Below are 12,048 nucleotides of genomic sequence, written 5' to 3'. Positions count from 1 at the left end.
GATCGACGCTGCCCGGCGGCTGATCCGTAGTCCTGCGCATGTGTGCGGGATCTTGTCCGCCGGCGTCTCCCATCAATCCAGGAACCCCCCCAGCGTGAAATCGAAGACCCTCGTCGCGGGCCTTGTGGCCGGCATCACCCTCAACCTGTTCGGCGGCGCTGCGCAAGCGGCCTGCATCAGCAATCCCCCAGCGCAGTCCAATGCATCGTTTCCGGCCGCGCTGACCGGCAAGCTCGTCTATCACAGCTACGTCACGTATGGCGACGGCACGAGCCAGCTGTTCCTTTACGACTTCTCGGCGCGCACGCTGACGCAGCTGAGCAAGAGCACGTGGGGCATCACCGACCCGATGAACGGCGTGATCAGCCCCGACGGCAAGTGGCTCGCGTTCATGGGCATCCGCAACAACGCGTGGAACGTGTTCATGGTCCAGCTCGGCACCAACAACGCACCGGTCAACCTGACGAACAGCACGGGCGCAACCCGCAACGAAGATCCGAAGTTCAGCCCGGACGGCAAGACGCTCGTGTTCAAGCAGAACGGCGACGTCAAGCAGGCGACGCTGTCGTACACGAGCGCGGGCCCGGTGTTCACGTCGGTCGTGAGCCTGACGAACGCGCCGGCCGGCGCCGAATACTCGATGCCGTTTCTCGCGCCGGACGCGAGCGCCGTGTACTACGCGACCGGCACCGGCGCGAACATGGGCCTGATGAAGCGCACGATCGCCACCGGCGCGACGGCCACGTTCGATCATCCTGCCGGGCTGCAGACCTACTACCCGATCGTGCGCGCAGACGGCATGGTGTTCTACGCGCGCTGGAAGGACACCAGCCAGCTCGACCAGATCTATGCGAAGACCGCCGATCCGGCATCGACGCCGAACCAGCTCGCGCTCAACGACTGCATCAGCAACAACTCCGACCCGGCACCGGTGAACGGCACGAACTATCTGTTCTTCTCGTCGACCACCGCGGGCGGCTACCAGCTCTACGTCGGCGACGTGACGACCGGCCAGCGCTGGAGCCTGTCGCAGTTCGGCGTGAACGCCGACACCACGAAGGCCAAGCTCGGCGCGAGCTACTACGGCGGCCCGTCCGCCAGCCAGACCGGGCTGCTGTCGCAAGGGCGTCCCGCCGCCGCGTCGGCCAGCTACAACGCGTCGCTGACGCCGGACAAGGCCTTCGACGGCAATACCACCAGCACGCGCTGGGATTCGCCGGAGGGGACGGGCGTCGATCCGCAATGGATCTCCGTGGATCTCGGGGCCGTGAAGACCATCACCGGCGTCGATCTCTACTGGGACGCGGGCGCGCTCGTCTACCAGATCCAGACGTCGAACGACAACGCGAACTGGACGACGATCTACTCGACGAACAACGGCGTGTCGTACGGCCACGTCGCGCTGAACAATCTCAACGGCCGCGGCCGCTACGTGCGGATGCTCGGCACGAAGCGCGCGACGCCGTGGGGCTACTCGCTCGACGAAATGCAGGTGTGGGGTTCGTGAGCATCGACCCGCAATGAAAAAAGCGACCCGAGGGTCGCTTTTTTTATGTCACGCGAGGCAGGGCTCACGCATGCATCATCGCGAGCGTCGGGACCGACGCGCCGCCGGGCCCCTGCGCGAGCGGCGCCACCTGCTTGCGCCGTTCCCGCGTCGGCGCGACGCCGAACGCGTCGCGGTAGCTCTTGCTGAAGTGGCATGCGGACTGGAACCCGCACGCCATCGTGATGTGCATGATCGACATGTCCGTCTGCAGCAGCAGCTCGCGCGCGCGGCGCAGCCGCAGCGTCAGGTAGTAATGCGTCGGCGTCATCCCGAGGTGCTCGCGGAACAGCCGCTGCAGCTGCCGCTGCGACATGTTCGCGAGCCGCGCGAGCTCCTCGCGCGACAGCGGCTCCTCGATGTTGTTCTCCATCAGCGAGATCACTTCGAACAGCGACTTGTTCGCGGACCCGAGCCGCGCGACGAGCGGCATGCGCTGCTGCGCGCTCGTGTCGCGCACGTGCTCGACGATGAACTGCTCGGCGATCTGCGTGACGCGCGCGGTGCCGACGCGCGCGGCGATCAGGTTCAGCATCATGTCGAGCGGCGCGACGCCGCCCGTGCACGTGATGCGGTCGCGATCGATCACGAACAGTTCCTTCAGGAAGCGCGTGTCCGGAAACTCCTCCTTCAGCGCGGACATGTTCTCCCAGTGGATCGCGCACGCGTAGCCCGCGAGCAGGCCCGACTTCGCGAGCGCATAGGTGCCCGTGCACAGGCTGCCGAGCGGAATGCCCCCGCGCGCGAAGCGGCGCAGCGTCGACAGGTGGTCGGCCGTCGTCGCGCGCTGCACGTCGACGCCGCCGCAGACGAACACGATGTCCGGCTGCCCCGCGCATTCCGCGGGGCCCGTGTCGACCGTCAGGCCGTTGCTCGCCGTCACCGGGCCACCGTCCGGGCTGATCACCGACCAGCGGTAGAGCGGCTGGCCGCTCAGGTAATTCGCCATCCGAAGCACCTCGATCGCATTCGTGAATGCAATCATCGTGAAGTTGGGCAACGGCATGAACGCGAAGTGGGACAGCGACGCTGTGCGGTCGGGCGACATGGGGAGCGTTCCTAATCTACTAATAGCTTTCGGTCCGAGGCACGGACCGGGCTGCGGTATTGTGTGAGCGAGTGCAACAAGCGTGCCATACGGCTAAACCCTAGCTCCATACGTTGTCTGGGCCGAGCGCCCATGCTGCACTGCACCGTATCCGTGATCGGCTGCACCCGCCGCGGGCGGCGGCGGCACCGTGGCAGTGCCTGCGCGGCAGTGGCGCGCTGCGGCGACGTTGCTTGGCGATCCGAAAAAGCACGATCGGTCACTTGTATAAAACGGACGCGAATGGCGGAAAAGGCAAAGAACGCGTCTAAATTCATCAATCGACCGAAAATCCGAACGACAAGAATAGAGCCGTCGGCAGCCATGCCATGGACATGCTGGAAACCCAGGCGCGGCGGGCCTTACGCGTTGATCGCAGCCCCACAATTCTTCGTCACGGATGCTCTATGTCGAACACCCAGTCTTTCTTCTCGCAGCCCCTCGCCGAGCGCGACGCGCCGGTCCGCAGCGCCATCCTGAAGGAACTCGAGCGACAGCAGTCGCAGGTCGAGCTGATCGCGTCGGAAAACATCGTGTCGCGCGCCGTGCTCGAGGCGCAGGGCTCGGTGCTGACCAACAAGTACGCGGAAGGGTATCCGGGCAAGCGCTACTACGGCGGCTGCGAATTCGCCGATGAAGTCGAGGCGCTCGCGATCGAGCGCGTGAAGCAGATCTTCAACGCCGGCTATGCGAACGTGCAGCCGCACTCGGGCGCGCAGGCGAACGGCTCGGTGATGCTCGCGCTGGCCAAGCCGGGCGACACGGTGCTCGGCATGTCGCTCGACGCGGGCGGCCACCTGACGCACGGCGCGAAGCCCGCGCTGTCGGGCAAGTGGTTCAACGCGGTGCAATACGGCGTGAACCGCGACACGATGCGGATCGACTACGACCAGGTCGAGGCGCTCGCCCACGAACACAAGCCGAACCTGATCATCGCCGGCTTCTCCGCCTATCCGCGCGCGCTCGATTTCGCGCGCTTCCGCGCGATCGCCGACAGCGTCGGCGCGAAGCTGATGGTCGACATGGCGCACATCGCCGGCGTGATCGCCGCGGGCCGCCACGCGAACCCGGTCGAGCACGCGCACGTCGTCACGTCGACCACGCACAAGACGCTGCGCGGCCCGCGCGGCGGCTTCGTGCTGACCAACGACGAGGAGATCGCGAAGAAGATCAACTCGGCCGTGTTCCCCGGCCTGCAGGGCGGCCCGCTGATGCACGTGATCGCCGGCAAGGCGGTGGCGTTCGGCGAAGTGCTGCATGCGGACTTCAAGACCTACATCGACAACGTGCTCGCGAACGCGCAGGCGCTCGGCGAAGTGCTGAAGGCGGGCGGCGTCGACCTCGTCACGGGCGGCACCGACAACCACCTGCTGCTCGTCGACCTGCGCCCGAAGGGCCTGAAGGGCGCGCCGGTCGAGCAGGCGCTGGAGCGGGCGGGCATCACCTGCAACAAGAACGGCATCCCGTTCGACACCGAGAAGCCCACCGTCACGTCGGGCATCCGCCTCGGCACGCCGGCCGGCACGACGCGCGGCTTCGGCGTGGCCGAATTCCGCGAGATCGGCCGCCTGATCCTCGAGGTGTTCGACGCGCTGCGCGCGAACCCGGAAGGCGACCACGCGACCGAACAGCGCGTGCGCCGCGAGATCTTCGCGCTCTGCGAGCGCTTCCCGATTTACTGATCGACACCGACACGACTGGAGCAAGAGGCAGATATGAGCACGCTGCATCAGGACAGCATCATCATCGACGGGCTGAACATCTCGAAGTTCGAGAAGCCGGTGTTCGAAGACATGCGCAAGGGCGGCATCACGGCCGCGAACTGCACGGTGTCGGTGTGGGAAAACTTCACGAAGACCGTCGACAACATCGGCGTGATGAAGAAGAAGATCCGCGACAACGGCGAGCTGCTGACGCTGGTGCGCACGACGGACGACATCTTCCGCGCGAAGAAGGAAGGCAAGACGGGGATCATCCTCGGCTTCCAGAACGCGCATGCGTTCGAGGACAACCTCGGCTACATCGAGGCGTTCGCCGACATGGGCGTGCGCGTCGTGCAGCTCTGCTACAACACGCAGAACCTGGTCGGCACCGGCTGCTACGAGCGTGACGGCGGGCTGTCGGATTTCGGCCGCGAAGTGATCACCGAGATGAACCGCGTCGGCATCATGGTCGACCTGTCGCATGTGGGCGGCAACACGTCGTCGGAAGCGATCGCGTTCTCGAAGAAGCCGGTGTGCTATTCGCACTGCCTGCCGTCGGGCCTGAAGGAGCATCCGCGCAACAAGAGCGACGCGCAGCTGAAGGAGATCGCCGATGCGGGCGGCTTCGTCGGCGTGACGATGTTCGCGCCGTTCCTGAAGCGCGGGATCGAAGCGACGATCGACGACTACATCGAGGCGATCGACTACGTCGTGAACCTGATCGGCGAGGACGCGGTCGGCATCGGCACGGACTTCACGCAGGATTTCGCGAAGGAATTCTTCGACATGCTGACGCACGACAAGGGCCGCTATCGCCAGCTGACCAACTTCGGCAAGGTGATCAACCCGGACGGCATCCGCACGATCGGCGAATTCCCGAACCTGACCGCGGCGATGGAACGCCACGGCTGGAAGGAGTCGCGCATCCGCAAGATCATGGGCGAGAACTGGGTGCGCGTGTTCAAGGACGTGTGGGGCGCGTAAGCGCAGCAGCGAACCGAACCGCCGCCCGCGATTCAACATTAGAAAAATCGGGACGTGCCCGCGCAAGCCGCGCGGGCACGCGGACGATGTCGCGCCTGCGCACTGAGCCGCGCGGCCTTTTTTCCTCACGGAGTCACCACGATGCAACCGCAACTGCCGATCAACGTCGATCCCGATACCGGCGTCTGGACCACCGACGCGCTGCCGATGCTGTACGTGCCGCGCCACTTCTTCACGAACAATCACGTCGCCGTCGAGGAAGCGCTCGGCGTCGACGCGTATGCCGAGATTCTCTACAAGGCCGGCTACAAGTCCGCGTACCACTGGTGCGACAAGGAAGCGAAGCTGCACGGCCTGACCGGCATGGCCGTGTTCGAGCACTACCTGAAGCGCCTGTCGCAGCGCGGCTGGGGCCTGTTCTCGATCATCGAGGCCGACCCGGCGAGCGCGCGCGCGAAGATCGAGCTGCGCCACTCGTCGTTCGTGCTCCAGCAGCCCGGCAAGGAAGGCAAGCTCTGCTACATGTTCGCGGGCTGGTTCGCCGGCGCGATGGACTGGGTGAACGACACGACGCCGGAAGGCAAGGGCGCGCCGCGCGCGTACTCGAAGGAAGTGCAGTGTGCGGCGGAGCACCACGACCACTGCGTCTTCGAAGTGTCGCCGCTCACGCACTGATGCACTGACACAAAACAACACCCGCAACACGAGACACACGAACGCCAGAGGTCGCCTGCGATGCGTTATCCCCACCTGTTCAAACCCATGCAGCTGAACCAGCTGACGCTGCGCAACCGGATCGTCAGCACCGCGCACGCCGAGGTGTATGCCGAGCCGGGCGGCCTGCCGGGCGACCGCTACATCCGCTACTACGAAGAGAAGGCGAAGGGTGGCGTCGGCCTCGCGATCTGCGGCGGGTCGAGCCCCGTGTCGATCGACAGCCCGCAGGGCTGGTGGAAATCGGTGAACCTGTCGAACGACCGGATCATCGACCCGCTCACGCGCCTGGCCGACACGATGCACAAGCACGGCGCGAAGATCATGATCCAGGCGACGCACATGGGCCGCCGCTCGTCGTTCCATGGCGAGCACTGGCCGCACCTGATGTCGCCGTCGGGCGTGCGCGAGCCGGTGCACCGCGGCAACGCGAAGATCATCGAGATCGAGGAAATCCGCCGCATCATCGGCGATTTCGCGGCGGCCGCGAAGCGCGTGAAGGCTGCCGGCATGGACGGCATCGAGATCTCGGCGGCGCACCAGCACCTGATCGACCAGTTCTGGAGCAAGCGCTCGAACCATCGCACCGACGAATGGGGCGGCAGCCTCGAGAACCGCCTGCGCTTCGGCATCGAGGTGCTGACGGCGGTGCGCGAGGCGGTCGGCAAGGATTTCTGCGTCGGCCTGCGCATGTGCGGCGACGAATTCCACGAGGACGGCCTCGATCACGAGGCGCTGAAGGAAATCGCGCAGGCGATGTCGGAGACGGGCCTGATCGACTACCTGAGCGTGGTCGGTTCCGGCGGGGATACGCACAACACGATCGCCAACTGCATGCCGCCGATGGCGCTGCCGCCAGAGCCGTTCGTGCACCTCGCGGCCGGCATCAAGTCGGTCGTGAAGATTCCCGTGATGCATGCGCAGAGCATCCGCGACGCGGGCCAGGCCGAGCGCCTGCTCGCCACCGGCATGATCGACCTGGTCGGCATGACGCGCGCGCAGATCGCCGATCCGCACATGGTGATCAAGATTCGCGACGGCCGCGAGGACGAAATCAAGCAGTGCGTCGGCGCGAACTACTGCATCGACCGCCAGTACAACGGCCTCGACGTGCTCTGCATCCAGAACGCGGCCACCTCGCGCGAAGCGACGATGCCGCACATCATCGAGAAGTCGCGCGGCCCGAAGCGCAAGGTGGTGGTGGTGGGCGCCGGCCCGGCGGGCCTCGAGGCGGCGCGCGTCGCGAAGCTGCGCGGCCACGACGTCGTGCTGTTCGAGAAGAACGCGGAAGTGGGCGGGCAGGTGATGATCGCCGCGAAGGCGCCGCAGCGCGAGCAGATGTCGGGGATCATCCGCTGGTTCGACATGGAAACCAAGCGCCTGGGCGTCGACCGCCGCCTCGGCGTGGCCGCCGACGAGAAGATGATCATGGCCGAGAAGCCGGACATCGTCGTGCTCGCGACGGGCGGCTCGAGCTTCACCTGGCAGGTGCCGGGCTGGGGCGTGGCCGAGGGCCTGGCCGTCAGCTCGTGGGACATCCTGACCGGCAAGGTCGAACCGAAGCAGAACGTGCTGCTGTTCGACGGCGTGAGCACCCATGCGGGCGCGGGCGTGGCCGACTTCATGGCGAGCCGCGGCTCGAAGGTCGAGGTCGTCACGCCCGACGTGAAGGTGGCCGACGATTGCGGCGGCACGACCTTCCCGATCTTCTATCGCCGCCTGTATGCGTTCGGCGTGATCCCCACGCCGAACACGATGCTCGATCGCGTCTATGAAGAAGACGGCAAGAAGATCGCCGTGCTGCGCAACGAGTACACGGAGGAACTGGAGGAGCGCGCCGTCGACCAGGTGGTGATCGAGAACGGTTCGTCGCCGAACGACGAGCTGTACTGGAAGCTGAAGCCGGAATCGCTGAACCGCGGCCAGATCGATCCGCACACGCTGTTCGCGGCCGAGCCGCAGCCGTGCCTGTCGGAAGAACTCGGCAACGGCCGCTTCCTGCTGTTCCGTGTCGGCGACTGCATCTCGATGCACAACGTCCACGGCGCGATCTACGACTCGCTGCGTCTCGTGAAGGATTTCTGACGCCATGAATCCGTCCTTCCTCATTACCGCATTGCTGTGGCTGTCGGTGGCCGGGCTCGCGTTCGCGGTCGCAAAGCGCGCGTCGTACTGGCGTCTCGGCCGCGCCACCGCGCCCGGCGCGTTCGGCGTCGCGAACTTGTTCGCGATCCCGAAGCGCTATTTCGTCGACCTGCACCACGTGGTCGCGCGCGATCCGTACATCGCGAAGACGCACGTCGCCACCGCCGGCGGCGCGATCGCCGCGCTGGCGCTGGTGTTCGTCAACTACGGCCTCGCGATCTACTCGCCGTGGCTCGACAAGCTGATCTTCCTTGCGGCGCTCGCGATGCTGGTCGGCGCGGTGTTCGTGTGGCGCCGCCGCCATGCGCGCAACGTGCCGGCGCGGCTGTCGAAAGGCCCGTGGAATACGCTGCCCTGGCTGCTCGGCGCGTTCGCGCTCGGCCTCACGCTGTACACGCTGGTGCCGGCCGGCGCGATGTCCGGTGCGTTCGCAGTGCTCTGCGCGGTGCTGATCGGCATCGGCGCATTCGCGATGACGTTCGGCGCCGCGAAGGGCGGCCCGATGAAGCACGCGATCGCGGGCCTGCTGCACCTCGCGTTCCATCCGCGCCAGGAGCGTTTCGCGGCGACCCGCGAATCGTTCACCGGCAACGGCACCGCCACGCCGCCGACCGCGCTGAAGCTGCCCGACATCGAGCAGCAGGAATACGGCGTCGCGAAGCCCGTGGAATTCCGCTGGAACCAGCTGCTGAGCTTCGACGCGTGCGTGCAGTGCGGCAAGTGCGAAGCCGCGTGCCCGGCGTTCGCATCCGGCCAGCCGCTGAACCCGAAGAAGCTGATCCAGGATCTCGTGGTCGGCATGGCGGGCGGCAGCGACGCGGCCTACGCAGGCAGCCCGACGCCGGGCATCGCGGTCGGCCAGCATCGCGGCGAGCCGAACGGCCCGATCGTGTCGGGCCTGATCGAAGCGCAGACGCTGTGGTCGTGCACGACCTGCCGTGCGTGCGTGCAGGAGTGCCCGATGCTGATCGAGCACGTCGATGCGATCGTCGACATGCGCCGCAACCAGACGCTCGTGCACGGCACGGTGCCCGGCAAGGGCGCGGAAGTGCTCGCGAACCTGCGCGAGACGGGCACGATGGGCGGCTACGACACGGCGGCGCGCTACGACTGGTCGGTGGACCTGAACGCGCCGGTCGCGCAGCCGGGCAAGCCGGTCGACGTGCTGTTCGTCGCGGGCGAAGGCGCGTTCGACATGCGCTACCAGCGCACGCTGCGCGCGTTCGTGAAGGTGCTGAACAAGGCCGGTGTCGACTATGCGGTGCTCGGCGGCGACGAGACGGATACGGGCGACGTCGCGCGCCGTCTCGGCGACGAGGCGACGTTCCGGGAGCTCGCGAAGCGCCTGATCGGCACGCTGTCCACGCTGTCGTACAAGCAGATCGTGACCGCCGATCCGCACGTGATGCACAGCCTGCGCAACGAATATCGCGCGCTCGGCCTGCGCGTGACGGTCAAGCATCACACGACGTATCTCGCCGAACTCGCCGAGCGCGGCAAGATCGCGCCGAAGGCCGTCGAAGCGCTGCGCGAGAAGCGCACCACGTATCACGACCCGTGCTACCTCGGCCGCTACAACGGCGAGACGGAATCGCCGCGCAAGCTGCTGAAGGCGATCGGCATCCAGGTGGTCGAGATGGAACGCAACGGGATGCGCGGCCGCTGCTGCGGCGGCGGAGGCGGTGCGCCGCTGACCGACATCCCCGGCAAGCAGCGCATTCCCGACATCCGCATCGCCGACGCGCGCGCGATCGGCGCGGACGTGGTCGCGGTCGGCTGCCCGAACTGCACGGCGATGCTCGAAGGCGTCGTGGGCCCGCGCCCCGACGTGCTCGACGTGGCCGAACTCGTCGCTGCGTCGCTGGAGTGAGTGAATCGATGAATACGATCAAACGAATCGATCCGCGCCGGCCGTTCATCATCACGGCGGCGGGCCTGAAGCGCATCACGCTGGGCGAGGAAGGCAGCGCCGACGCGAGCGCCGCGCACTGGTCCGCGCACGGCCACGCGGCAGCCGCCGCGAAGCCGCGCCGCGCGGTGCAGGAGCCGAAGCACGTGCTGCTGGTGGTGGCGCACAGCGAACGCGGCGCGCTCGACGATCATGCGCGCCAGGCGGTGGCCGCCGCCGCGCTGCTCGCCGACGCTCAGACGGAAGTCGCGCTGCTGGCGTTCGGCGAACTGAAGGACGACGTGGCCGAACTCGGCGTCGACAAGCTGGTGGAACTCGCCGGCTTCGATCGCCGCACGTTCGCGCCCGAAAGCGAATTGCAGGCCTTGCAGGCATGTGTCGCCGCGCTTGCGCCGAAGCACGTGTTCGTGCCCGACAACGCGACGGGCGACGGCGATCTCGGCCGGCGCTACGCGGCGGCGGCCGGGGCGAGCGTCGCGACGAACGTCGTCGAGATCGACGCCAAACACGTCGGCGCCTATGCACAGGCGCGGCGCGCATTCGCGGCCCGCGCGCTGCCGGACGTGATCCTGCTCGCGCCGAACGCGGTGGACGCGAAGCTGCCGTTCGTCGGCGCGGGCGAGCGCCTGGCCGGCGATTTCATCCGCCCGTCGTCCGGCGCCGGCGCCGGCGCGTCGTATCGCGATCTCGGCCTCGAGGAGCTCGACGCCGCGCGGGTCGCGCTCGAGGAAGCCGATTTCATCGTGTCGGCCGGCAACGGCGTGACCGACATCGGCGCGTTCGAGCAGCTCGCCGGCGCGTTCGGCGCGGCGATCGGCGCGAGCCGCGTGGCGGTCGACAACGGCCACTTCACGCGCGACAAGCAGGTCGGCGCGACCGGCAAGACGGTCGAGGCGAGCGTCTACATCGCGTTCGGCATCTCGGGCGCGGTGCAGCACCTGCAGGGCATCAAGGACTGCCGCCACGTGATCGCGGTGAACCTCGACGGCAGCGCGCCGATCGCGAAGCGCGCGAACCTGACCGTGGTGGGCGACGCGCAGGCGACGATCGCCGCGCTGATCGAGCAGGTGCAGGCCGCGCGCGCGGCGCGCGGGCAATCGCCGGCGGCCGTCGGCAACCACGTACCGGAAGGAGTCGCCGCATGAATGCCCCCCGACTGTTGAAACGCATCGCGGTGCTGGTGTCGGTCGGCCGGCATCCGGTCAGCGGCGTGCCGCGCTACAGCCGCAACGACGCGGCCGCGCTCGAGATCGGCCGCGCGCTGGCCGAGCGCCATCACTCGCAGCTCGATGTGATCCACGCGGGCGACCCGCTGACCCCGGCGCTCGCCGAATACCTGGCGCTCGGCGCACGCGAGGTCGAGGTGCTGACCTGCCGCGACGGCGACGATGCCGCGCGCGCGCTCGCCGCGCGCGTCGAAGGCTACGACCTCGTGCTGACCGGCACGCGCGCCGAGGGCGCGTACGACACCGGAATGCTGCCGTATCAGGTCGCCGCGGCGCTCGGCTATCCGCTGGTCGGCTCGGCCGTCGACGTGACGATCGACGCGGGCCGCGCGTCCGTCCGGCAATTTTTGCCGAAAGGGCTGCGCCGGCGTGTCGATGCGGCGCTGCCGGCGGTGGTCGCCGTGCATCCGCTCGCCAATGCGCAGCCGCGCTACGCGTATGCGCGGCTGAAGGCCGGCACGGTGCGTCCGGTGCGCGTGTCGCCCGGCCGGGACGCCGAAGCGGGCGCCTGGACGGTCGGCGCGATCGAGCGCAAGCCGGTCAAGCTGGCCGCCGCCGAGAAGCGCTCCGGGCATGCCCGGATGCTGTCGGCGACGACCACCGAAAGCCGGGGCGGGAACGTCGTAAATGAAGGGAGTTCGGTCGAAAAAGCACAAGTGATCCTCGCGTATTTGCGCGAGCATCAGCTCATCGACTACTGATTTTTGATGCCTGTCGGCAACCACACTGGGATG

At 67.5% G+C, this 12,048-nt stretch carries 9 protein-coding genes; 8 read left to right on the top strand and 1 reads right to left on the bottom strand.

Annotated features, from left to right (window positions below; translation table 11 throughout):
* Window positions 1-94: 94 nt before the first annotated feature.
* Window positions 95-1,507, top strand: a complete 1,413-nt coding sequence (locus tag HWY45_RS16760) for a discoidin domain-containing protein (protein WP_059562253.1) — start codon at window positions 95-97, stop codon at window positions 1,505-1,507.
* 64 nt (window positions 1,508-1,571) lie between these two features.
* Here HWY45_RS16760 and HWY45_RS16755 read toward each other — a convergent pair whose 3' ends face one another.
* Window positions 1,572-2,594: a GlxA family transcriptional regulator gene (locus HWY45_RS16755; protein ID WP_059562256.1), complete on the bottom strand. Its 1,023-nt coding sequence runs from the start codon at window positions 2,592-2,594 to the stop codon at window positions 1,572-1,574.
* Between the two features lie 446 nt (window positions 2,595-3,040).
* On the opposite strand from HWY45_RS16755, the gene HWY45_RS16750 reads away from it, so the two are divergent.
* The 7 genes from HWY45_RS16750 (at window position 3,041) to HWY45_RS16720 (ending at window position 12,015) form a co-directional block, all read left to right on the top strand.
* Window positions 3,041-4,315, top strand: a complete 1,275-nt coding sequence (locus HWY45_RS16750) for a serine hydroxymethyltransferase (RefSeq protein WP_059562259.1) — start codon at window positions 3,041-3,043, stop codon at window positions 4,313-4,315.
* Between the two features lie 33 nt (window positions 4,316-4,348).
* On the top strand, window positions 4,349-5,320 hold the full coding sequence (locus tag HWY45_RS16745) for a dipeptidase (protein ID WP_059562261.1): 972 nt from the start codon (window positions 4,349-4,351) through the stop codon (window positions 5,318-5,320).
* A 141-nt stretch (window positions 5,321-5,461) separates the two neighbouring features.
* Window positions 5,462-5,995, top strand: a complete 534-nt coding sequence (locus HWY45_RS16740; RefSeq protein WP_059801759.1) for a DUF5943 domain-containing protein — start codon at window positions 5,462-5,464, stop codon at window positions 5,993-5,995.
* Window positions 5,996-6,055: 60 nt separating this feature from the next.
* Window positions 6,056-8,119, top strand: coding sequence for an NADH:flavin oxidoreductase (locus HWY45_RS16735; RefSeq protein ID WP_059801757.1), 2,064 nt, complete (start codon window positions 6,056-6,058; stop codon window positions 8,117-8,119).
* 4 nt (window positions 8,120-8,123) lie between these two features.
* Window positions 8,124-10,049 (top strand): (Fe-S)-binding protein, encoded by a 1,926-nt coding sequence (locus HWY45_RS16730; protein ID WP_059801755.1) that lies wholly within the window; start codon window positions 8,124-8,126, stop codon window positions 10,047-10,049.
* An 8-nt stretch (window positions 10,050-10,057) separates the two neighbouring features.
* Complete coding sequence (locus HWY45_RS16725) at window positions 10,058-11,233, top strand: electron transfer flavoprotein subunit alpha/FixB family protein (RefSeq protein WP_059884624.1); 1,176 nt, start codon at window positions 10,058-10,060, stop codon at window positions 11,231-11,233.
* Entirely contained in the window at window positions 11,230-12,015 is a 786-nt protein-coding gene (locus tag HWY45_RS16720; protein ID WP_059884626.1) for a drug:proton antiporter, read from the top strand. The genes HWY45_RS16725 and HWY45_RS16720 overlap by 4 nt, the downstream gene beginning before the upstream one ends.
* Window positions 12,016-12,048 lie beyond the last annotated feature (33 nt).

This window comes from Burkholderia stagnalis, from assembly GCF_902830275.1.
GTDB classification, from domain to species: Bacteria; Pseudomonadota; Gammaproteobacteria; order Burkholderiales; family Burkholderiaceae; genus Burkholderia; species Burkholderia stagnalis.
The sequence above is the reverse complement of the archived record's forward strand: the minus strand, read 5'-3'. Positions and strand labels throughout refer to the sequence as shown.

Coding starts and splice junctions, on each gene's coding strand:
- HWY45_RS16735 (WP_059801757.1), top strand. CDS start 6,056: ATGCGTTATCCCCACCTGTTCAAACCCATGCAGCTGAACCAGCTGACG.
- HWY45_RS16750 (WP_059562259.1), top strand. CDS start 3,041: ATGTCGAACACCCAGTCTTTCTTCTCGCAGCCCCTCGCCGAGCGCGAC.
- HWY45_RS16755 (WP_059562256.1), bottom strand. CDS start 2,594: ATGTCGCCCGACCGCACAGCGTCGCTGTCCCACTTCGCGTTCATGCCG.
- HWY45_RS16740 (WP_059801759.1), top strand. CDS start 5,462: ATGCAACCGCAACTGCCGATCAACGTCGATCCCGATACCGGCGTCTGG.
- HWY45_RS16745 (WP_059562261.1), top strand. CDS start 4,349: ATGAGCACGCTGCATCAGGACAGCATCATCATCGACGGGCTGAACATC.
- HWY45_RS16730 (WP_059801755.1), top strand. CDS start 8,124: ATGAATCCGTCCTTCCTCATTACCGCATTGCTGTGGCTGTCGGTGGCC.
- HWY45_RS16725 (WP_059884624.1), top strand. CDS start 10,058: ATGAATACGATCAAACGAATCGATCCGCGCCGGCCGTTCATCATCACG.
- HWY45_RS16720 (WP_059884626.1), top strand. CDS start 11,230: ATGAATGCCCCCCGACTGTTGAAACGCATCGCGGTGCTGGTGTCGGTC.